We start from the raw sequence: 21,235 nt of genomic DNA on the forward strand, positions 1-21,235 counted from the left end.
GCGCGGGGACGTGGATCAGCCCGGGCCGCCGGTCTCCCGGTGGGCCGGGCCCCAGTCGGCGCCGCTGTCCGACCGGTACGCCTCCACGGCGCCTTCCACGGTGGGGTGGAAGCGGCTCGCGTCGAAGGTGTGGGCCAGGCCGTAGCGTTTGACCTTGCCCCGTACCGGGTCCTTGAGCTCGGCGAAGACCAGGCTCACGCCCAGCTCCTTGAGCGTGGCGTCCAGTTCCTCCAGGATGTCCGCCGCGGTCGTGTCGACGTCGGTCACCGGTTCCGCGGCGATCAGCACGCGCCGCGGTGCCGGTTCGGCGCGGACGTAGCGCAGGACTTCGTCGCGGAACGATTTGGCGTTGGCGAAGAACAGCGGCCCGTCGAAGCGGAAGATCACAAGTCCCGGCAGGAGCTGGGCGCCCGGGTGCGAGCGCACGTCGTGGTAGCCCTCCAGGCCGGGCACCTGCCCCAGGACGGTGCTGTAGGGCCACCACGCGCGCCGGAAGACGTTGAGGATCGACAGGCCCACCGCGACCGCGATGCCCTGGAGCACTCCGAGCAGGGCCACGCCGAGGAAGGCCGCGATGCACAGCCAGAACTCCGCCTTGCGCTGGCGCCACAGGCGCATCGTGCCCGCCGGGTCGGCAAGGGACAGCGAGGCGGTGATGACGACCGCGGCGAGCGCGGGCTGGGGCAGATCGCGGAAGAGGCCCGGCAGCAGGACCAGCATGAAGACGATCAGGGCCGCGCCGACGAGGCCGGTGAGCTGGGTTTTCGCCCCGGCCCGCTCCGCCACGGCCGTGCGTGAGCCGCTGGTGCTCACGGGGAAGCCCTGGAAGAGGCCGGCGGCCATGTTCGCGGAGCCGATCGCGATCATCTCGTCGTTGCCGCGGACCTCCTGTCCGCTGCGGGCCGCGAAGGCCGAGGCGTTGGAGATGGTGTCGGCCAGGGACACCAGGGCGATGCCGAGGGCGCCGACGAACAGCGGACCCAGATCGTCCCAGCCGATGTGCGGGATCGTGAACGGCGGCAGCCCTTCGGGGAGCCGTCCGACGGTCTTGACCCCGTGCTCGTCCAGGTCGAAGGCGACGGACGCGGTGATGGCGAGGACCACCATGACGAGGACGGCCGGGATCTTGGGCATCAGGCGCTGGAGCAGCAGGATCAGGAGGATGCAGCCGCCGCCGACCGCGACGGCCGCGGCCACCGTCTTCCCGTCCGCGACCGCCCGGACGAAGGCGTCCACCTCGTCAATCAGCCCGTCGGCGTCGGTCGAGAAGCCGAACAGTTTGGGCAACTGCCCGATGAGGATGGTCAGGGCAAGGCCGTTCATGTAGCCGATCATGGTGGGTTTGGAGATGAGGTCGGCGACGAACCCCAGCCGCGCCACCCCGGCAAGCAGCGTGATCGCGCCGACCATCAGGGCGAGCATCGAGGCGAGCGCAATCGCCCGGCCGCTGTCCCCGTCCGCGGCGAGCAGCGGCAGGACCGTCGCGGCGATCATCGGGCCGAGCGAGGAGTCGGGGCCGAGCACCAGGACGCGCGAGGGCCCGGCCACGGCGTAGGCGAGCAGGCACAGCACGGAGGTGTACAGGCCGGTGATCGGCGGTAGTCCGGCCAGTTCGGCGTACGCCATGCCCTGCGGCACCAGGAGCGTGCTCAGGACGATGCCCGCGACCAGGTCCTTGAGCAGCCACTCCCGGCGGTAGGTGCGCAGCGTCCTGAGGCCGGGCGGTGTCCCCACGCGCACCGGCCTTTCACCTCTGTCCGGCGGCGGCGGGCTGGTGACGGCGGCGGGCGGCGAACTTGCCCGCTTCCCACAGGGCAAGGAGCGCGAGGGCGGGCAGCAGGGCCCAGCCGAACTGGCCGATGCCCAGCGGTGTGGTGTCTAGCAGCCGGTTGAAGGCGTCGGTCTGGGTGACCAGGACGGCCAGCACGAACTCTCCGAGCACCGTCCAGTTCAGCTGCTTGCTGTCGAAGGTGTCGGCGGTGAGCACCGAAGCGGTCTGGTTGCGGCATTCGAGGGCGGCCACGATCAGGCACAGGGCGAACGAGGTGAGGGCGATGGAGTTGCCGACGCGGACGCTGTCGTAGCGCGCCTCACCGAGCTGGATCATGGTCAGCAGTCCGATCGCCACGGCCGTACCGGCGAGCCCGACCGTCAGCATCAGACCGCCCGTCATCACGGGCTGCCCGCGCGGGCGCGGGCGGCGGGACATGAGGCCGGCGCTGACCCGGTCGAAGCCGAGCGAGAAGCCGAAGGCGGCGTTGACGACGAAGTGGATCCACAGCACCTGGGCGGGGGTGAACGGCTCGCCCTCGGCGATGTCGAACAGGGCCGCGCCCAGGAACGTCAGGACGAACACGACGAGCAGCACCAGGACGAAGCGGATGTACTTGGTGAGGTTGTCGTAGATCTTGCGGCCCTGTTCCACCGCGTGGACGATCGTGGCGAAGTTGTCGTCGGACAGGATCATCCGTCCGGCGTTCTTGGCGACCTCCGTGCCGGAGCCCATGGCGATGCCGATGTCGGCGGCCTTGATGGCCGGGGCGTCGTTGACGCCGTCGCCCGTCATGGCGACCACGTCGCCTTTCTTCTTCAGGGTCTCGGCCAGGAGCACCTTGTGCTCGGGGGCCACCCGGCCGACGACGCCGATGTCGTCGATGCGGGCCAGCCGTTCGTCCTCCGAGAGGGCCGCGAAGTCGGCGCCCAGGATGGCGCTGCCCGTGATGCCGACCTGTCCGGCGATGGCGGCGCCGGTGATGACGTCGTCGCCGGTCACCATCCGCACGCGGATGTGGGCGGCCTGAGCGGCGGCCACGGCGTCGCGTGACTCGGTGCGCGGCGGATCGGCCATGCCGACCAGACTCGTCACGCACAACACCCCGACGTGGGCCAGCAGATCTCCCTCGGGCGTGAACTCGGCGGGGTCGAGGTCGCGGACGGCGGAGGCCATCACGCGGCGGCCCGCCCGTTCCATGCGTTCGAGTTCCCTCTCGGCCCGGGTCCGCAGTGCGGTGTCGAAGGGGATGGGCGCACCGTGCGACAGGGCGGTGGTGGTGCGCGCGAGGACGGCCGGCGCCGCTCCCTTGACGAAGCAGCGCACGACCGGACGGCCGTGGTCGTCGAGGGCGGTGTGGAAGGTGGCCATGAGTTTGTACGCCGGGTCGAACGGCAGGGTGGCGAGCCGGGGGAGCCGCTCGCGCGTGGCGTCGACGTCGAGGCCCGCCTTGTGGCCCAGTACGAGCAGGGCGCCCTCGGTGGGATCGCCCACCACGTGTCCGTCCACGAGCGTGGCGTCGTTGGCGACGAGATAGGGCAGGATCGCGTCCTCGATGCCGGGGGAGGTGCCCGCGGCGTGGTGGATGCGGCCCTCCAGGGCGTAGCCGGTGCCCGAGACCGTGTAGCGGTCGTAGGGGTCCACCACTTCGACCACCGTCATCTGATTCATGGTCAGAGTGCCGGTCTTGTCGGAGTTGACGGCCGAGGTGAAGCCCAGGGTTTCCACCGAGGGCAGGTCCTTGACGATGGCGTGCCGTCGGGCCAGGTCGAGACCGCCGCGCGAGAGGATCGTCTGCGTCACCGTGGGCAGCGCCTCGGGCACGGCGGCGATCGCCAGCGACACGGCGCTGACGAAGAGCGCGTCCCAGGGCACGTCCCGCCCGCGCCCCAGGGCGAACATCAGGGCCATGGTGATGCCGGCCGCCCCCACGATCCACAGCGTCAGGCGGTTCAGCTCCCGGGTGAGCGGCGATTCCTCGCGCCGCGTGCTCGACAGCATCCCCGAGATCTTGCCCAGTTCGGTGGCGGCACCGGTGGCCGTGACCACGAGAACGCCGCTGCCGTGGGTGACCGGGGTGTTCATGAACGCCATGTCCGTCTGGTCGGCCGGGCCCAGGCCACTGCCCCGTACCGGCGCGGCGTCCTTCGCGGCGGGCACGCTCTCCCCGGTGAGCGCGGACTCGTCGATCTGCAGGGCGCTGGTGGCGACGAGCCGCCCGTCCGCGGGCACTTCGTCCCCCGCCGCCAGCAGGACGACATCGCCGACGACCACGTCCGCGGCAGGAATTTCCGCCTCCGTCTTGTCGCGCCGCACCCGCGCGGTGGCCTTGGTCATCTCCTTGAGGGCGTTCATGGCGCTCTCGGCCTTGCCCTCCTGGCGTATCCCGATGACCGCGTTCAGGACGGTCAGGGCGAGCAGCACCACCGCGGTGCCCCACTCCTGGATGGCGAGCGACACCGCGGCGGAGGCGACGAGGATGATCTGCATGTACGAGGTGTACTGACGGAGGAAGCGCAGCAGGCCGCTGGGCGTGCGCTCCTCGGGCAGGGTGTTGGGCCCGTCCTCGGCGAGCCGCGTGGCCGCCCGCGCCGCGTCCAGGCCCACGGCCGGGTCGACGTCGAGTTCGCCGGCCACCGCGTCGGCCGGGAGGGTGTACCAGGCGTCCGCCGGTGCGAGGCGGCCGCCGTGGCCCGGTGCCTGTGCGGTCATCGCTTGCGCCTCCGCTCGCCCCGGCGGCGCAGGCCGCCCGCGGCGGACCGCGTGGCATAGGGGTCCGCCGCCGCACCGTCGGGCGCCTCGTCCTCCAACTGCCCCTTCGCCAGCTGGAGCGCGTCCCGGCTCTTGTCGTCGATGACCGGATACTGCGGGTCGATGTCCATCAGCGTGTGGGCGAGCACGGCCGCCGCGCAGGTGCGCGCGAACCACTTGCGGTCCGCGGGCACGACGTACCAGGGCGCCCAGGGAGTGCTCGTGGCGGACAGCATCTCGGAGAACGCCTTCTGGTAGTCGCCCCAGAAGGTGCGTTCACGGATGTCGGCCGCCGAGAACTTCCAGTTGCGTTCGGGGACATCGATCCGTTTGAGGAAGCGGATGCGCTGCTCCTCCTTGGACAGGTACAGGAACAGCTTGACGATCCTGAATCCGTTGTCCGTCAGATACCGCTCCCAGTCGTTGATCTCCCGGTAGCGGCGGCGCCAGATCTTCTTGCCCGAGGTTTCCCCCGGCAGCCGCTGGCGCGTGAGGTGCTCGGGGTGCACCCGTACGACCAGGACCTCCTCGTAGTGGGACCGGTTGAAGATGCCGATCTCGCCGCGGCGCGGCAGGTTGCAGGCATAGCGCCACAGGTAGTCGTGGCTGAGTTCGGCGGCGGAGGGCACCTTGAAGCCGGCCACGCGCACGCCCTGGGGATTGACCCCGCTCATCACGTGCCGGATCGTGCCGTCCTTGCCGCCGGCATCCAGCGCCTGCAGGCACATCAGGACGCCGTGCGTGCCCTCGGCGGCCAGCCGGCGCTGGTAGTCGGCGAGCAGGAGGACGCCGCTGCGCAGCAGTTCCTGCCCGTCCTTCTTGTTCTTGATGCCCTTCTTGTGCGTGGGGTCGAAGTCCTTGGACAGGTCCACCTTCGAGCCGGGTTCGACCCGCAGCGGAGCGATGAACTCAGCGATCCGCTCCGCCCGGTCGTCCGCTTCGTGCGCCCGTGCGTCCCTCATGGGCCACCTCGTCTAGTAGACGGAGTCCTTGTCCACCACGCACAGGGCCCAGATGACGAACCCGCTCATCGCGATCAGGGTGATGGACCAGACCGGGGAGTACGGGAGGGACAGGAAGTTGGCGATGATCACCAGTGAGGCGATGATGATGCCCGAGATCCTGGCCCACTTGGCCGCGACGAACAGCCCGAAACTGACGATCACCGCGGCGGTGCCGAAGGCCATGTGGATCCAACCCCAGGCCGTCAGGTCGAACTCGAAGGCGTAGTTGGGGGTGTTGACGAAGATGGTGTCCTCGAGGACAGCCATCAGACCCCGGCAGAAATCCAGTGATCCGGAGAGGAACAACAACACCCCGGCGAAGATGGTCAGCCCGGCGGCCGCCGTCTGCTTGGCGCCGGAGCGGTGGTGCTGAGCTGTCGAGGTGGCCATGACAGGGCCTCCGTACTCGAGGAGGGTGCCGATTGCACCGCTGTGCCCCGAGTGTTGCCCCCGACCGCTACCCCCGGTCGTCACCCTCCGGGGGTGACGCCGCAGGGGCGGCCGCCCAGCAGGCTGGCCGTCGTCCGGCCCACGGACGGGACGTGCGGGACGCGAACGGAGGCGAGACGATGACCGATCCGTCCACCCCGGATGGAGCAGACGCCCGGCAGGTGAAGCGCCCCTGGCCGCGTCAGGTGCTCGCGCCGCTCGCCCTCGCCCAGTTCGTCTGCAGCTTCGCGGGCTCGAACATGAACGTGATGATCAAGGACATCAGCGAGGACCTGGACACCACGGTGCAGGGCGTGCAGACCGCCATCACGATCTTCCTCCTTGTCATGGCGGCGCTGATGATTCCGGGCGGCATCCTGACCGACCGCTACGGCCGCAAGCGCTGCCTGGTCGTCGGCCTGGCCGTGTACGGGATCGGCACCGTGCTCAGCGCGGTGGCGCCCGGCCTCGGCATCCTCATCCTGGGCAACTCCATCTTCCAGGGCGTCGGTACGGCCCTGCTCATCCCGCCCGTCTACATCCTCACCACTCTCGTGTTCACGAACGTCGCCGACCGGGCCCGCGCCTTCGGGGCGATCATGGGGATGGGCGGCATCGGCGCCGCCGCGGGACCGCTGATCGGCGGGCTCATCACCTCGGCGATCAGCTGGCGGGCGGCCTTCGTCTTCCAGGCACTGGTGGTCGCGGTGATCATTTTCCTCGTCCGGCGCATCGACGACCCGCTGCCGCCGGACCCCGACCGTGTCTTCGACACCGGGGGCGCGGTCCTGTCCGCGACCGGTCTGGTCCTGGTCGTCATGGGCATCCTCGCCGCCGACGACAACGGCTGGCTGGCGGGCGCGCTGCTGCTGGTCGGCGTGCTGGTCCTGGTTGCCTTCTTCCGGTGGGTGCGGGCCAAGGAACGTTCCGGGGTCCAACCACTCCTGCGCACGGAGCTGTTCCGCAACCGCACGTCCAACCTCGGTCTGATCACCCAGCACACCCAGTGGCTGATGCTCATGGGCGTGTCGTTCGTGGTGGCCGCATACCTCCAGGTCGTCCGCGGATACGACGCGATCAGCACCGGAGTGATCTTCAGTGCGTCCACGCTGGGACTGCTCGCGTCCTCGCTGGGCGCCGAGCGCTTCGCGAAGAGGCGTGAGCAACGCACGCTCGTGATGGCCGGGTTCGCCGTGACGGTCTGCGGCATCGGACTGCTGCTTGCCCTGTCCCGGTCGGAACCCAGCGCCTGGCTCTTCGTCCCCGGGCTGCTGTTCATCGGCCTGGGCATGGGAGTGATGCTGACACCCTCGGTCAACGTGGTGCAGTCCAGCTTCCCCGAGAGCCAGCAGGGCGAGATTTCCGGACTCTCGCGCAGTGTGTCGAACCTGGGTTCCTCGGTGGGCACCGCGATCGCCGGCACCATCCTCGTGGCGGACCCGGCCGCGGGACCCTACCGCGTGGCGCTCCTGGTGCTCGCCGTCATCGGGCTCGGCGGGTTCGGTGCCGCGGCGAAGTTGCCCCGGACCCCGGCCCCCACCCGGAGCGGGTGAGCCCGCGCGGTACCCACCGCCGGGCGGGGTCAACGCCAGTCGTAGCGGACGACACTGGCGACCAGCAGATCCTGCACCGACGCACGGCGCCTGCTGAACGGGACCCAGTACAGCCCCACCGGGAACGTCACCGACAGAGCCGCACGCACCAACGAGCGCAGCAGCCCGAGGCGTTCCCCGGCGCGGCCGGTGACGCGCAGGCCCATCAGCCGGTCTCCGACCGTGCGCCCGATCGTCGCCCACGAGCAGCCGAAGTACAGCACGGCGAGGGTCCAGCCCGCGGCTCCGGCCAGCCAGCCGGGGAGTTCGGGGAACCGGAAGGGCGGCCCGAAGAGCAGCAGGCGCACGCAGCCGGCGCCCGCTTGCAGCGTGAAGCCGATGGCAGCCACGGCCAGCACGTCGAGTATCGCCGCGACGCCGCGCGAGACGAGTCCGGCCGGTTCGAGGCCGGCCGCGTCCTTCGGTACGGTCACCGCGCACGCCCGCCGGACGGACCGGACCCGTTGCCCTGAGCCGGTCCCGCCCGCCTGAGGAGCCGGTCGCCGAGCCGGTTGACGCCGCGATCCCCGCGCCTGCCCAGCAGGCGGACCGCGTCGGCGGTCTCCGCGGCCATCCCGCCCCCGGTGTCGCGGACGATCCGCCCGAGATCGATCTCGGACAGCACGTCACGCGTGAGTCCCGCCAGATCGATCCGGACGATCACCGCGTCGACGTCGACCCGCGCCGCGACCGCGTTGACGTCGACCTGCCCGGCGATCCGGTCGACGTCGACCCGTTCCGCGACGCGGTTCACGTCGACGCGGTCGGCCACCCGGTTCACGTCGATCCGGTCGGCGACGGCCTCCACGTCCACCCGTTCGGCGATCGCGTCCACGTCCACGCGATCGGCGACCCGCCGTACGTCGACCCGGTCCGCGACGCGGTTGACGTCGACCCGGTCGGCGACCCTCTCCACGTCCACGAGATCGGCGATGGCGTCCACGTCCAACTGCTCGACGATCCGCTGGACGTCCACCCGCTCCACGATCCGGTTCACGTCGACACGGGACACGAGGTCGTCCAGATCGATGCGGTCCAGAACCACGCCGGCCACCGCACGGATCACCGTGCCCGCCGCCTCGTCCACGATGCCAAGGACACTCCGCGCCCGGCGGGCGACGAAGGCCACCGGGCTCCACGCGCTCTCTTCAGCCATCCGGTGATCGCAGCGGCAACCGGCGGTCCTGGCATCCTCCGCCGCGGGTGAGTCGCCCGCGGCGGGGCCGCCCGTCAGTAGTGCGGGACGACGACGACCGGGCACCTGGCGTGGTGGATCGCCGCGTGGGAGGTCCGCCCGAGGTGCGGACCGACCGGGACCCGGCGGCCGATGACCAGCAGGCCCGCGCCCGCGGCCGCCCTGACCAAGTGGTGGCCGGCCAGACCGTGCACGAGCCGGTCGGTGACCTGCGTGCCGGGGAACTTGTGCCGCCAGGGGGCGAGTTCGCCCGCCAGGCGGCGCTCCTTTTCCGGTACGGGGTCGATGGCGTCGGCGGAGGGGATCAGCGGGGCCGTCCAGACATGCACGACATGCAGCGGTGCCTCGCGGGACGCCGCCGCGTCGAAGGCGTACTCCAGGAGTTCGTCACCGGCACGGGCGAGGTCGAGGCCGAGCACCACCGGGTGGTCGGGCCCGACCGCCGAGCCCAGGTCCTCGGGGCGCGCGCTCGCCCGCACCAGGGCGACGGGGCAGGACGCACGCGCGGCGACGGCCAGGGCGACCGAGCCGACCAGGGCTCTGGCGAGCGCACCGGAGCCGCGCGAGCCGACGACGAGCAGAGCCGAAGATCTGGCCGCCGCAAGCAGGGCCCCCACCGGCGGTCCGGTGACCTCCTCGTCGAGGATGGCCAGGGTGGGGTGGGTGTGCGAGAGGTGCACGACCGCGCGGTCGAGGGCACCGGACTCGCGCCGGGACAGGACGTCGTCGTCCGGCGGCCGACCGCGGTCCGCCGGCGGGTCGCAGGCGTGGACGAGGTGGAGGGGCAGACGGCGCCGCAGGGCTTCGTGGGCTGCCCAGCGGGCGGCGTCCAGGCTCTCGGGCGAGCCGTCGATGCCGGCGGTGATGGTCTGCTGCGTGGGCATGGTGCGCACCTCCGCGGTGCGATGAGGAGTCAGCCGGTCCGGGGGACCGGGGTGCGGTGGCGGGAGCAGATGCCGCGGTGGCCGGGGAGAGGTGGCCTGAATTGGTCTGGCCGCGGCGGTCCGGTCGGCGGAGGAGTGCCCGTCGGGCAAGAGGGCCCGGCGGCCGGGCAGTTCGCCGTGCTCCGAGGGGCGTCCAGGGCCGGTGCGCGTGCGAGGGTCACGGTGCCTCCTGGATACGGGTGTCCAGGGGCGTTACTTGAGTGAGCGGATCCCCGGTCACCGGCGCCGGGCCGGGGGCTGCCGCGAGCGGGACCTGGTCCAATGCCGCCACCGCCTTCCGGCATCCCCGGCAGGGTTCGTGCTGGGGACGTTTCCACCGAAGAGGCCGGCCGGGGAGGGGGCGAACCGGCCTCGGTGGGACCGCCCGGGTCGTGTCGGCTTTTGGTCGAGGGTGTTGATTACTGTGGCCGACGCGCGCCTGTCCGGCATTGCCAAACGCCTCTATGGTGGCGAATGCCCCAGACCTCGGCGTTCTACCTTTCTGTGTAGTTTTCAACTGACAGCGGGAGAGCCGGGATGTCGCGCCTTGGGGAGCAGCCGCGGACCGCCGCGGGCGGCAGCAGACCGCCTGGCCCGGCGCCCTCTCCCCGCGTCGCCACCTCAACGCCTCGCCCGGCAGCCGCCCATGGCGCCTGCCCGCCGGTGCGAGGGCGGCGGCCTTTCCCGGTCCGGGGAGCATCTTCGATGTTCCGCAATCCCCGTGCGGCTCCCGGGAAAGGCCGTAACTCGAATCCGTCTCCACGTCCTGCAACCGGCCCGTGCCCACGTCACGGAAGAGGAGCTGCGGCATCATGAACATCCTGGTCGGCTACACCGGGGTGCACGGCTCCACCCACGGCATCGCGGAGCGCCTCGCGACCCGGCTCGCGGAGTGCGGCCACGTCACGGTCGTCGTGCCGCTGGCCGCCGAGCAGAAGACGGGAGGCTACGACGCGTTCGTGCTGGGCAGCGCGGTGCATCACGGGGCCTGGCTCGGGCAGGCCACCGACTTCATCCGCAGCCACCCCAGCACCCTGGCCACGCACCCCACCTGGCTGTACAGCGTCGGCGTGCCGCCCCACGCGGGCCACTGGCCCGTCCGCGGCGGCGCCGAGCCCCGGCAGCTGGCCGGCATCCGCTCCCTGATCCGCCCCCGTGAGCACCAGATGCTGGCCGGGGCCGTCTACCGGGATCACGTGCCGGGCCTGCGTCATCTGGCCTTCCGGGCGCGCGGCGGACGGTACGGCGACCACCGGGACTGGAAGGCCGTCGACAACTGGGCGGAGCGCATCCACCACCGGCTCGCCGGCGCCAACGCCGCTGACGCGGGCCTGTGACCCCGCGGAAATCGACCGGCCGACGCCGCGCGGGCCCGGCACCGGGTCCTGAGGGGCGCGGCGCGGGCGCGGACGTCTCCGTGGGCGGCACGCGCAGCCTGTTGGAGGCGGTACTGCGCGAGCTCAATCAGGGCCTGCACGGTCGCGGAACAGGGGCGGCGCTGATAGCACGGGCCGATCCGGGCGGCAACAGGTCGGACACCAGCGCCAGTTGACGGCGTTGTGGCGGACGCCGCCATTCTGCCCGGCTTCCGGTGACTTCTACGGTTGCCGGCACCCCGGCGCCTCGGCCCGCAGCAGGAGGGGACGGTCTCCGGGGTCGCGTGATCCGCCCCGGAGACCGCGCCGCCCTCCGTCGGGAGCCGCCATGCCGCCGTACCAGAGACGTTCGAACCCGCAACTGCCCGGAGGGCCGCCTCGCCGGGCGAGGCAGCGGGGGCGGTGGCGGCGCGCCCTGGGGCGGGTGAGCGCCGTGGTGGGCCTGGTCGTGGCCGCGGCGGTGTTCGCGCCGTCGCCCGCCGCACAGGCGGCCGTCGCCCTGGAGAAGGTCGGCAGCTTCGGCGCCAATCCGGGCGGCCTGAACATGTACGTGTACAAGCCGTCGACCCTGGCGGCCCAGCCCGCCGTGGTGGTGGCCATGCACGGCTGCAGCCAGAGCGCGCAGTTGTACGCGGACAACGCCGGCCTGGAGAAGTTCGCCGACCAGCACGGCTTCCTGCTCGTCTTTCCCGAGCAGACGTCGGCCAACAACAGCAGCAAGTGCTTCAACTGGTTCCAGCCGGGCGATACCCGGCGCGGGCAGGGCGAGGCCGCTTCGATCCGCCAGATGGTGGCGCACGCCGCTTCCGCCTACGGCGCCGATCCGCAACGCGTGTACGTCACGGGCCTGTCGGCCGGCGGCGCCATGACGTCGGTGATGCTGGCCGCCTACCCGGACGTGTTCAAGGCGGGCGCCGTGGTCGCGGGCCTCCCGTACGACTGCGCCGATGACGTGGTGTCGGCGTACAGCTGCATGAACCCCGGAGTCGACCGCACCCCGGCGGCCTGGGCGCAGGGCGTGCGTGACGCCTACCCCGGCTACGGCGGCCCCTGGCCGCGGGTGGCCGTCTGGCAGGGCGACAGCGACCCCACGGTCGCCAAGAAGAACGCCGACGAACTGCGTGACCAGTGGACCGCCGTCCACGGCATCGACCAGAGCCCGGACCGCACCTCCGCCATCGGCCCCAACTCCACGCGCAGGGAGCAGTACCTCGGAGCGGACGGCAATGTAGCCGTGGAGGTCGACCGGGTGCCCTCCATCGCCCACGGCACCCCGGTCGACCCCGGAACAGGCGCACAGCAGTGCGGGGCGACCGGCACGGCGAACTTCATCGACTCCATCTGCTCCAGCTACTGGATCACCGGATTCTTCGGCCTGGACGGCAACGACCCGGACCCCGGCGGCCTGCCGGCCCCTGGCGGTCTGGCCGCGACCGGTGCGACCGATACGTCCGTCACCCTGACGTGGAACGGCGTCACCGACGCCGCGTCGTACGCCGTGTACCGCGACGGCACCCGGATCGCGACACCGGGCGCCCCGCCGTTCACGGACACCGGCCTCAGCCCCGGCGCCGGCCACACCTACACCGTGGCCGCCCGCGACACGGCCGGCAAGGAAGGCGCACGCTCGGCCGCGCTCACCGCCTCCACCACGGGCTCCGGCGCCAAGTGCTGGACCGCGAACAACTACCAGCAGGTCCAGGCGGGACGGGCCACCACCAGCGGCGGCTACACCTACGCCAAGGGCTCCAACCAGAACATGGGCCTCTACAACGTCGCCGTCACGCACACGCTCAAGGAATCGCCGGCCGGCCACTACGTCATCGCCGACGGCACCTGCCCCTGACGGGCCCTCGTACAGCAACCGGGGGCGGTGGCACCGGGCTTCGGCCCGGCCACCGCTCCTGCTCCACGCATCCCCGTACACCTGCACGCCCGACCGGAGGACCCCGTGCCACCCACCGCTGTGCCCAGACCCCTGCCCCGCCGGGTATGCCCTGCCCGCTCGCTCCGCGGCGCCCTCGCCCTGACCGGGCTGCTCGTCACGCTCGCCGCGGTCCCGGCCGCCGCCGAACCCTCCGGCGCGGGCCCCGGCGGCAGCGCGGGGCACTGCGCGTCATCGGCGAGGCTCAAGGTGCCCGGCGCCGAACGCCAGGAGAGGTCCTGCCTGGCCGAGCTGACCACCGCGGGCACCGTCTCCTCCGGGCACACCGACCCGGCCGACTGGGCGGGTCTGACCCCCGCCGGACTCACAACGCCCGCGGGCGTACCGGGCATCCAGATCGACGGCTACTTCCCCGACACCTCGGCGACCAATACCAACCACGGCTGGAAGCACGACGCGCAGTTCGTCATCCGGCTGCCCGACCGATGGAACGGCGGGCTGGTGGTCGCGGGCTCGCCGGGGGTGCGGGAGCAGTACGCCAACGACCGGGCGATCGGCGACTGGGTGCTCTCCAAGGGCTATGCGTTCGCCTCGACCGACAAGGGCAACACCGGAGCGGCCTTCTACCGCGACGGGGAGGAGCCCGGCGACGCGATCGCCGAATGGAACGACCGCGTCACCCAACTCACGCGCGCCGCCAAGACGGTGGTCGCGCAGCGATACCACCGGCCCCCGGCGCGCACGCTGGCCACCGGCATGTCCAACGGCGGCTATCTGGTGCGCTGGCAGCTGGAGAACCACCCCGGGCTCTACGACGGGGGAGTGGACTGGGAAGGCACCCTGTGGCGGACCAAGGGCCCCAACCTGCTGGACTTCCTGCCGCCCGCGCTGCGCGCCTACCCCGTCTACGCGGCGGGCGGTGAGGGAGCCGACCGGGCGCACCGGGAGATGGTCGCCGCCGGGTTCCCGGCCGGCTCCGAATTCCTGTGGCCCTACCACCACCAGGTCTACTGGGACCTGACCCAGCGGATCTACCGCGAGGAGCTGGATCCGGGCTACGACGGTGCGACGGAGGCCGGAACCCCCTTCTGCGCACCGGGCACACCGGCCTGCGACGCCGACTACGCCTACGCGACGCGACCGCGCGAAGTCCGCTCGGCCGTAGGGAAGATCGCCCTGACCGGACGCATCGGCAAACCCCTGATCACCGTGCACGGCACCCTCGACGTCCAGCTGCCCATCAGCAAGGACTCGGATGTCTACGCCAAGATGGTGCGGGACGCGGGCCGCGGCGACCTGTTCCGCTACTACCGCGTCGAAGGCGGCACCCACGTCGATTCGCTCTTCGACACCTTCCCCGACAAGCTGCGCCCCCTGGTGCCCTGCCACCGCTCCGCCTTCACCGCGATGGAGACCTGGACCGACCGGGGCAAGCAGCCGCCGCCCAGCCGGACCCTGCCGCGTCCGGGCGCCGCCGACCCCGCCGAACTGATCGCCCGGTGCCCCCTGGAGAGGTAGAAAATCCGGCAAACCCCGGCAGGACCAGGCACACCGGAAGGCCGGCTTCCTCAACGACAAGCGGAAAATGCGGAGTTGCCCTAAGATCGCCACGCTCCCCATTCGTAAGGGAGTTCGGTGCGTTCGGGGAGGGTTCGTTCGTTGTGGTGAAGGTGTACGGGATCACCTGGTCAGGTACGCCGTGGTGAGCCGTCTCAAGCGCGGGTCCGTGGGCCGCGAGGCAGTGGTCTGGCTGATGGCGGTCATCCTCGCGGCCGCGGGTGCGGTGCTCGCCGCACTGGACGCGGCCGCCGAGTGGCGCCAGGTTCTGGCGGGCGGCTGCGCCGCGGTCGCGGTGCTGCTGCTTGCCTGGGTGCTCGTACTGGTGCGGCAGTTGTCCGCCGAACGGGCCGACCGGGCCCGCCAGGAGCGGCTCGCCGCGGCCCGCGAGGCCGAGGTGGCACACCTGGCCGGCGTGCGGCTCCCGGCGATCGCGGAGCGCGTGCGCGCCGGGCAGCGCCTGGAGGGCGTGCCGGGGCCGCTGGCCGCGCCGGGCGAGACCGGTGAGGAGTTCGCGCGGGCGCTTGCCGCCGTGTCCGCCGCCCTGGGATCGGACGAGGCGGTACGCCGCGAGCGCGGACTGCGCGACTCGGTGCAGGCCGCCTTCGAGTCCGTCGCCCGCACCATGCACGCCATGGCCACCGTGCAGCAGCAGGTCCTGGACCGGGTCGAGCGCTCCATCGACGACCAGCACCTGATGGCCGAGGTGATGAAGGCCGACCACGCGGCCGCGCAGATGACCCGCAAGGCCCAGACGCTCCTGGTGATGTGCGGGATCTGGCCCGCCCGCCGGGAGACCAGGCCGGTCTCGCTGTACGACTGCGTACGCGGCGCACAGTCGCGCATCGTGGAGTACAGCCGCATCGAGGTGCACGGCGGGCAGACGCTCTACGCGGTGCCGCCCGCGGTGGAGGGCCTGATGCACGCCATCGCCGAACTCCTGGAGAACGCCACGGTGTTCTCGCCCTCGCGCTCGCAAGTCGTGGTCACCATCCGCGAGGTGGGCGCCGGAGCGGTCCTGGAGATCGACGACGCCGGACTCGGGATGCCGCCGGACGTGCTGCACCGGGCGATGGGCCAGCTCCGTGACGACCAGGACCTCGCCCGCCTGGGCGCGGTGCCCCGCCTCGGCCTGGCCTGCGTGGGCCGCTGGAGCCGGGAGCTCGGCTTCAACGTGGAGCTGAGCGGGGCCTCGGCCTACGGCGGCACGCGTGCGGTGACGTTCGTGCCGTTCCGGCTGCTGACCGAACCCCCTTCACGCCTCACCGGATCCCACCGGGTGAGCGCTCCGACAACGGTGTCATCGCCGTCCGCGGAGCCGCAGCCCGTGGCCGCACCTCCCGTGCGGCAGCCGGAGACCCGGGCGGGCGGTGCGCCGCAGCACGCCGCCGCGCAGGTGCAGGAACAGCACGACCCCGCCGAGCAGGAGGAGCTGTCCGTACGGGCCGCACCGAGCGCACCCCCGGCGAACGAGACGACGGCCGGCCTGCCCCGGCGGCGCAACCGTCGCCAGAGCGCGCCCGGCACGCCCCGCCGGCCCGTACCGGAACAGCGGCAGGCGCCCCCGGCCACGCCCGCGGCCCCCTGGACGCCCGAGGCGGCGCGTGCGTCGATCGCCAGCGTCGTGTCCGGCTCGCTGCGCGGCCGTGCGGCCCTGGACGCGGACCACTTCGCGGCGCAAGAAGCGAACCCGTCGGCCGATCAGGGGCCGACCGCGACACCGACCCAACCCCTCACCCCCGACGAGCATGACGGAGGCCGGCAGTGACCGGAATCATCACCCCCCTTCCCGACCTGGGCTGGATGCTCCGCCCGCTGATCGAGATCCCCGGTGTCCGGCACAGCGTGGTGGTCTCCGAGGACGGTCTGCGGCTCGGACACGCGTCCGCAGAGAACCTCACCGGCGCCGTGTCCGACCTGAGCGTCGCCGAAGCCGAATCCCTCTCGGCGGCCTGTGCGGCGATGACCATGACCGGACGGTCCACGACCGCGCTGCTCTTCGGCTCCGGCGCCGACGTACGGCAGTTGATGGTGGAGTCCGACCAAGGGTTCGTGCTGTTCACCCACGCCGGTGTGGGCGCGCACCTGGGCGTCGCCACCGACCTGGACGCCGATGTCGGCCTGGTGGCCCAGCAGATGCAGCTGCTCGTGGTGAAGATCGGCTCGCACCTGAGCAGCCTGCCGCGGGATCCGGCCGCCGCGGCGTCATGACGGAGCCGCGGCCGGAGGAGCCGACGGCCTCGGCGGTCCGCCCGTACGTGATCACTCGCGGCCGTGCGGCATCAGACATCGAGTCCCTGGCCTGGGAATCCCTGGTGATGGCGACGGACGCGGCGTTCCCCGCCTCGCTGCAGCCCGAGCACCAGACGATCCTCGCGCAGTGTCAGGGGCTCCTCTCGGTGGCCGAGGTGGCCGCCCACATCGGCCAGCCTCCGTCGGTCGTGCAGGTGCTGCTCTGCGATCTCCTCGAATGGGGACTCATCGTGACCCGCCCGCCCGTGCCGCCGGCCGAACACACCGATGTGACCATGCTCAGAAAGGTCCTCCATGGTCTCGAAAGCCGCCTCTGACGCGCCGTCGCAGGCGCCGCAACCACCCGGCTCCGGAGCCGCGGCCGAATCAGCGCCCGGTACCGGATCGGGGAAGTACCTCACCTCCAGCGTCGCGGGCGCCGCCAAGATCCTGGTCGTCGGGCCGCTCGGGGTCGGCAAGACCACCCTGATCGGCACCGTCTCGGAGATCAAACCCCTGTCCACCGAAGCCGTCATGACCCAGGCGGGCGCCCGGGTCGACACGGTGGTGACCGGCGGCAAGACGACCACGACCGTGGCCCTCGACTTCGGCCGGATGACCATCGACGGCGACCTGGTGCTCTACCTGTTCGGCACCCCCGGCCAGCAGCGGTTCCTGCCCGCCTGGAGGGACCTGGCCAAGGGAGCGCTCGGTGCGCTGGCGCTGGTTGACACGCGTGACCTGGAGGCGTCCTTCGACGCCCTGGGCAACCTGGAGGACCTCGGACTGCCCTTCGCGGTGGCCGTCAACGTCTTCCCCGGCAGTCCCGAGCACGGCCCGGAAGACCTGCGCGCGGCCCTCGACCTGCTGCCCGACACCCCCGTGGTGAACTGCGACGCACGCGACCCCGCGTCCTCGGTCCGGGCCCTGATCGCCCTCGTCAGCCACCTCATCCACGTCGCCACGGAGACTTCATGACCTCGCCCCACGCCGCGGCCGGACCGCCATCGCGCTGCCCGGTCACCGGAGCCCTCGCGCCCGCGACGGCGCTGTACGGATCCGACCTCGACGGCGACGCGATGCCCGCCGTCTACGAGCAACTGCGCGGCGCCCACGGCCCGGTGGCGCCCGTCTCCATCGCACCGGGCGTCGACGCCTGGCTGGTCATCGGCCACCGTGAGATGCTTCAACTGACCCGCGACGAGCAGGACTTCTCGCACGATCCGCGCCGCTGGAGCCTGCTGCGGGAGGGCCGGGTGCCCGCCGACTCGCCGATCCTGCCCATGGTCGGCTGGCGGCCCGCCCTGCTGTTCGCCGACGGACAGCAGCACCGCCGGATGCGCGCCGCCGTCTCCGCCGCCCTCGCCGGGATCAACGGCCACGAACTGCGGCGCTCGGTGCGGGCCACGGCCGAGGAGGTGATCGTGTCGTTCGCGGAGCACAGCGAGGCCGACCTGGTGGCCGACTACGCGCGCAAGCTGCCGCTGCGCGTCATCACCGAGCTGCTCGGCCTGGACGACGAGACCGGCCGCCACCTGGTGGAAGCCCTCGCCGGTACGGCCTCGGCCACCAGCGGCTCCGCGGACGCCAGCAAGCGGATGGGCGCGATCCTCCTCCAGCTGATCGAGGAGAAGCGCCGCCACCGCGGCAACGACATCACCTCGGCGCTGCTGCACCACCCGGCCCAGCTGACCGACGAGGAGGTCGTGCACAACCTCGTGGTCATGTTCGTCGCGGGCAACCAGACCACCGTCAACTGGATCGCCACCACCCTGCGCATCCTGCTGTGCGACCCGCAGTTCCGCTCCTCGCTCACCGGCGGCCACCTCAGCGTGGACGACGCACTCGACCTGGTCCTGTGGCGCTTCCCGCCCACCCAGAACTTCCCCGCCCGCTACGCCACCCGCGACATGGCCTTCGGCGGGCAGGACGTCCGCACCGGCGACATGCTCATCCTCGGCCTGGCCGGCGCCAACGCGGACCCCGAGATCCTCCCCGACGACGGCACACCGGTCGTGGGCAACCGCTCGCACCTGGCCTTCGGCGCGGGCCCGCACATCTGCCCCGCCCAGGACCCGGCCCGCCTCATCACCCGCACCGCCGTGGACACGATCCGTCACCGGCTGCCCGACCTCGAACTGGCCATCCCGCAGAGCGAACTGCAGTGGATCAAATCGCCCTGGAGCAAGGGACTCGCCTCGCTCCCGGTCCGCTTCACCGCCCCCGTTCTGTCCCAGCACCCCGCTCCCTCGCCGGAGCCCCAGCCCGTGCTGTGACGCCGTGACCGGACACCCCGTCAGCCCTGCGGCGCCCGGGCCGCAACCGACCCGCCCCTCGACCAGGAGAGCCCGTTGAACACGTCACAGGTGAACACCGCATCCGGCCAGCCGCACCGCTTCGACCCGGCAGGCGGTTGTCCGCATGCGGACAATGCCCGGCTGCTCGCGGGCGGCGCCGTCACGTCGGTGGTCCTGCCCGGTGACGTGGAGGGCATGGCGGTACTGGGCCACGACGCGCTCAAGGAGTTCCTGGCCCACCCCGATGTCGCCAAGAACGCCCAGCACTTCGCCGCGCTGCAGGCCGGCGAGATACCCGACGGCTGGCCGCTGAAGACGTTCGCGACGGTGCAGGGCATGACCACCGCCGACGGCACCGACCACCGCAGGCTGCGCTCCCTGATGGGCAAGGCGTTCACCCCGCGCCGGGTGGCGGAACTGCAGCCGCGGATCACGGCCCTGACCACCGAGCTGCTCGACAACCTGGACCGGGCGGCCGCCGAGGGCGACGGCGTCGCGGACCTGCGCAAGCACTTCGCGATGCCGCTGCCGATGGGCGTCATCTGCGAACTCCTGGGCGTGGACGCCGAGTACCAGGACCGCCTGCACCACCTGTCGAACCAGATCGTCGCCACCGACATCGGCCCCGCAGAGGCCATGGCGGCCAACCGGGAGATGATCGAGGTCTTGGGTGCGGTCGCCGCAGGCCGTACCGCGAACCCGGGGGACGACCTCACCTCCGCCCTGATCGCGGCCAGGGAGGAGAACGGCGACCGGCTCAGCCCGCAGGAGCTGATCGGCACCCTGATGCTCACGATCATCGCCGGGCACGAGACCACCCTGAACCTGATCACCAACGCCGTGCGCGCCCTGTGCACTCACCCCGAGCAGCTCGCCCTGGCCAAGGCCGGCAAGGTGGCGTGGGCCGACGTGGTGGAGGAGACCCTGCGCTGGGACAGCCCCGTCAGCTACTTCCCCTTCCGCTACCCCACCCGCGACCTCACGCTCGACGGCACCGTCATCCCGCAGGGCACCCCCGTACTGGCCGGCTACTCCGCTGCGGGCCGCGACAAGCAGGCCCACGGCCCCGACGCCGACCGCTTCGACATCACCCGCGACCACACCGCGAACCGGCACCTGTCCCTGGGCCACGGCGCGCACTTCTGCATGGGCGCCCCGCTGGCCCGCATGGAGGCCACCATCGCCCTGGAGCAGCTGTTCACGCGCTTCCCGGACCTCGACCTCGCCATCCCGGAGCCCGAACTGCCGCGCCACGCCTCCTTCGTGGGCAACAGCGTCCACAAGCTTCCCGTGCGCCCGGGCGACCGGAGGCCGTAACCGGTCAGCGCGCGGTGTCGGCAAGGACCTGGTGGGCCAGTGCCACCAGGTCCGCAATGGCCGGGTGGCCGGGCCCCGCGCGCCACACCAGGGTCACGGGAACGCGCGGCGCGTCCGGCAGCGGACGGAACACCAGCGACGGATGCGTGTGCTGGCTCGGCGTCGCCGTCGTGGAGACCCCGACGGCGCGGCCCGCGGCGATGGCGACGAGCCACTCGTCGGTGTTGGTCACCTCGATCGACGCGACCGGACGGGCCGATGCCGGCCACAGGTCCATCGTCGTGGTGCCGGAGACGCTGTTCAGGGCGATCGGATAGGCGGCGAGATCCGCCAGGGTGACCCGGGGCAGCGAGGCCAGCGGGCTGTCCGCAGGCATCACCACCACCCGCTCCTCCGAAAGCAGCAGCTCCGTACGGAGCCCGGCCGCGGGGACCGGGCCGCGCAGCAGCGCCACGTCGACCTTGCCCCGGGTGAGCCCCGCGGTGCGGTCGTCGACGCGCAGCAGCTCCAGGGGCGTGCCGGGATGCGTCTCGTCCCAGCGGCGCAGCAGCGGGACGGTGTGGTCGCCGAGCGCCGCCCAGGTATGGCCCAGACGCAGCGGCCACTTGCGCAGCCCCCGCGGATCGAGAGCGTTCTCGACGGCGGCGAGCGCGGCGGCGGCCTTGTCGCGGAACGTACGCCCCTGGTCCGTCAGCTCCAGGTGATGGGTGGAGCGGTCCACCAGACGCGCGCCCAGATGGTCCTCCAGCTGGCGCAGGGTGCGGGAGAGCGCGGGCTGACTCAGGTGGAGGCGGGCGGCGGCGCGGGTGACGTTGCCCTCCTCGGCGATGGCGAGGAAGGCGCGCAGATGCCGCAGCTCGATGGTCATGCTTGTGGAGCATAACCGCAGCGGACTCGGCATTTCAC

At 72.0% G+C, this 21,235-nt stretch carries 18 protein-coding genes; 10 read left to right on the forward strand and 8 right to left on the reverse strand.

The genetic code is table 11. The annotated features are described in order from the left end of the window. Positions 1-15: 15 nt before the first annotated feature. From ACWFR3_RS17925 to ACWFR3_RS17940, 4 genes are read right to left on the reverse strand one after another with little or no spacing between them, the layout of a single operon-like run. Positions 16-1,740 carry a SulP family inorganic anion transporter gene (locus ACWFR3_RS17925; protein WP_453735533.1) on the reverse strand — a complete coding sequence of 575 codons (1,725 nt, stop codon included), beginning with the start codon at positions 1,738-1,740 and terminating at the stop codon, positions 16-18. A 7-nt stretch (positions 1,741-1,747) separates the two neighbouring features. Beyond that, the gene (locus ACWFR3_RS17930) at positions 1,748-4,483 is read right to left on the reverse strand and encodes a cation-translocating P-type ATPase (RefSeq protein ID WP_453735534.1); all 2,736 of its coding nucleotides are present in this window, start codon (positions 4,481-4,483) and stop codon (positions 1,748-1,750) included. After that, complete coding sequence (locus ACWFR3_RS17935) at positions 4,480-5,484, reverse strand: polyphosphate kinase 2 family protein (protein WP_453735535.1); 1,005 nt, start codon at positions 5,482-5,484, stop codon at positions 4,480-4,482. Before ACWFR3_RS17935 ends, ACWFR3_RS17930 begins: the two co-directional genes overlap by 4 nt. A 12-nt stretch (positions 5,485-5,496) precedes the next feature. Continuing rightward, positions 5,497-5,916, reverse strand: a complete 420-nt coding sequence (locus tag ACWFR3_RS17940) for a DUF7144 family membrane protein (protein ID WP_453735536.1) — start codon at positions 5,914-5,916, stop codon at positions 5,497-5,499. A gap of 179 nt (positions 5,917-6,095) precedes the next feature. Here ACWFR3_RS17940 and ACWFR3_RS17945 point away from each other — a divergent pair, with 179 nt between their 5' ends. Then, complete coding sequence (locus ACWFR3_RS17945; protein WP_453735537.1) at positions 6,096-7,508, forward strand: MFS transporter; 1,413 nt, start codon at positions 6,096-6,098, stop codon at positions 7,506-7,508. 29 nt (positions 7,509-7,537) lie between these two features. On the opposite strand, the gene ACWFR3_RS17950 is transcribed toward ACWFR3_RS17945, so the two are convergent. The 3 genes from ACWFR3_RS17950 to ACWFR3_RS17960 all read right to left on the reverse strand — a co-directional run bounded on the left by ACWFR3_RS17950 (position 7,538) and on the right by ACWFR3_RS17960 (position 9,626). After that, positions 7,538-7,981, reverse strand: coding sequence for an RDD family protein (locus tag ACWFR3_RS17950; protein WP_453735538.1), 444 nt, complete (start codon positions 7,979-7,981; stop codon positions 7,538-7,540). Continuing rightward, on the reverse strand, positions 7,978-8,703 hold the full coding sequence (locus tag ACWFR3_RS17955) for a hypothetical protein (RefSeq protein WP_453735539.1): 726 nt from the start codon (positions 8,701-8,703) through the stop codon (positions 7,978-7,980). The genes ACWFR3_RS17950 and ACWFR3_RS17955 overlap by 4 nt, the downstream gene beginning before the upstream one ends. Positions 8,704-8,777: 74 nt before the next feature. Further along, entirely contained in the window at positions 8,778-9,626 is an 849-nt protein-coding gene (locus ACWFR3_RS17960) for a universal stress protein (protein ID WP_453735540.1), read from the reverse strand. An 851-nt stretch (positions 9,627-10,477) separates the two neighbouring features. On the opposite strand from ACWFR3_RS17960, the gene ACWFR3_RS17965 reads away from it, so the two are divergent. The 9 genes from ACWFR3_RS17965 to ACWFR3_RS18005 all read left to right on the forward strand — a co-directional run bounded on the left by ACWFR3_RS17965 (position 10,478) and on the right by ACWFR3_RS18005 (position 20,329). After that, entirely contained in the window at positions 10,478-11,002 is a 525-nt protein-coding gene (locus tag ACWFR3_RS17965; protein ID WP_453735541.1) for a flavodoxin domain-containing protein, read from the forward strand. Positions 11,003-11,465: 463 nt separating this feature from the next. Further along, a complete protein-coding gene (locus ACWFR3_RS17970) occupies positions 11,466-12,887 on the forward strand; it encodes an extracellular catalytic domain type 1 short-chain-length polyhydroxyalkanoate depolymerase (RefSeq protein WP_453735542.1) in 1,422 nt (473 codons plus the stop codon). Between the two features lie 105 nt (positions 12,888-12,992). Next, entirely contained in the window at positions 12,993-14,444 is a 1,452-nt protein-coding gene (locus ACWFR3_RS17975; protein ID WP_453735543.1) for a tannase/feruloyl esterase family alpha/beta hydrolase, read from the forward strand. 235 nt (positions 14,445-14,679) lie between these two features. Beyond that, entirely contained in the window at positions 14,680-16,251 is a 1,572-nt protein-coding gene (locus tag ACWFR3_RS17980; protein ID WP_453735619.1) for an ATP-binding protein, read from the forward strand. Then, positions 16,248-16,694: a roadblock/LC7 domain-containing protein gene (locus ACWFR3_RS17985; protein WP_453735544.1), complete on the forward strand. Its 447-nt coding sequence runs from the start codon at positions 16,248-16,250 to the stop codon at positions 16,692-16,694. The genes ACWFR3_RS17980 and ACWFR3_RS17985 overlap by 4 nt, the downstream gene beginning before the upstream one ends. After that, the gene (locus ACWFR3_RS17990; protein ID WP_453735545.1) at positions 16,691-17,053 is read left to right on the forward strand and encodes a DUF742 domain-containing protein; all 363 of its coding nucleotides are present in this window, start codon (positions 16,691-16,693) and stop codon (positions 17,051-17,053) included. Before ACWFR3_RS17985 ends, ACWFR3_RS17990 begins: the two co-directional genes overlap by 4 nt. Continuing rightward, a complete protein-coding gene (locus tag ACWFR3_RS17995) occupies positions 17,031-17,693 on the forward strand; it encodes a GTP-binding protein (protein WP_453735546.1) in 663 nt (220 codons plus the stop codon). Before ACWFR3_RS17990 ends, ACWFR3_RS17995 begins: the two co-directional genes overlap by 23 nt. Beyond that, positions 17,690-18,991, forward strand: coding sequence for a cytochrome P450 (locus tag ACWFR3_RS18000; protein WP_453735547.1), 1,302 nt, complete (start codon positions 17,690-17,692; stop codon positions 18,989-18,991). The genes ACWFR3_RS17995 and ACWFR3_RS18000 overlap by 4 nt, the downstream gene beginning before the upstream one ends. Before the next feature lie 75 nt (positions 18,992-19,066). Continuing rightward, positions 19,067-20,329: a cytochrome P450 family protein gene (locus ACWFR3_RS18005; protein ID WP_453735548.1), complete on the forward strand. Its 1,263-nt coding sequence runs from the start codon at positions 19,067-19,069 to the stop codon at positions 20,327-20,329. A gap of 4 nt (positions 20,330-20,333) precedes the next feature. Here ACWFR3_RS18005 and ACWFR3_RS18010 read toward each other — a convergent pair whose 3' ends face one another. Then, positions 20,334-21,197 carry a LysR family transcriptional regulator gene (locus ACWFR3_RS18010; RefSeq protein ID WP_453735549.1) on the reverse strand — a complete coding sequence of 288 codons (864 nt, stop codon included), beginning with the start codon at positions 21,195-21,197 and terminating at the stop codon, positions 20,334-20,336. Positions 21,198-21,235 lie beyond the last annotated feature (38 nt).

The sequence above is a fragment of the Streptomyces sp. NPDC055189 genome, assembly GCF_053606765.1.

What these genes read in the sequence shown, in the direction of transcription:
- ACWFR3_RS17930 (WP_453735534.1), bottom strand. Translation starts at nt 4,483, where the DNA reads ATGACCGCACAGGCACCGGGCCACGGCGGCCGCCTCGCACCGGCGGAC.
- ACWFR3_RS17935 (WP_453735535.1), bottom strand. Translation starts at nt 5,484, where the DNA reads ATGAGGGACGCACGGGCGCACGAAGCGGACGACCGGGCGGAGCGGATC.
- ACWFR3_RS17940 (WP_453735536.1), bottom strand. Translation starts at nt 5,916, where the DNA reads ATGGCCACCTCGACAGCTCAGCACCACCGCTCCGGCGCCAAGCAGACG.
- ACWFR3_RS17945 (WP_453735537.1), top strand. Translation starts at nt 6,096, where the DNA reads ATGACCGATCCGTCCACCCCGGATGGAGCAGACGCCCGGCAGGTGAAG.
- ACWFR3_RS17955 (WP_453735539.1), bottom strand. Translation starts at nt 8,703, where the DNA reads ATGGCTGAAGAGAGCGCGTGGAGCCCGGTGGCCTTCGTCGCCCGCCGG.
- ACWFR3_RS17960 (WP_453735540.1), bottom strand. Translation starts at nt 9,626, where the DNA reads ATGCCCACGCAGCAGACCATCACCGCCGGCATCGACGGCTCGCCCGAG.
- ACWFR3_RS17965 (WP_453735541.1), top strand. Translation starts at nt 10,478, where the DNA reads ATGAACATCCTGGTCGGCTACACCGGGGTGCACGGCTCCACCCACGGC.
- ACWFR3_RS17980 (WP_453735619.1), top strand. Translation starts at nt 14,680, where the DNA reads ATGGCGGTCATCCTCGCGGCCGCGGGTGCGGTGCTCGCCGCACTGGAC.
- ACWFR3_RS17990 (WP_453735545.1), top strand. Translation starts at nt 16,691, where the DNA reads ATGACGGAGCCGCGGCCGGAGGAGCCGACGGCCTCGGCGGTCCGCCCG.
- ACWFR3_RS17995 (WP_453735546.1), top strand. Translation starts at nt 17,031, where the DNA reads ATGGTCTCGAAAGCCGCCTCTGACGCGCCGTCGCAGGCGCCGCAACCA.
- ACWFR3_RS18000 (WP_453735547.1), top strand. Translation starts at nt 17,690, where the DNA reads ATGACCTCGCCCCACGCCGCGGCCGGACCGCCATCGCGCTGCCCGGTC.
- ACWFR3_RS18010 (WP_453735549.1), bottom strand. Translation starts at nt 21,197, where the DNA reads ATGACCATCGAGCTGCGGCATCTGCGCGCCTTCCTCGCCATCGCCGAG.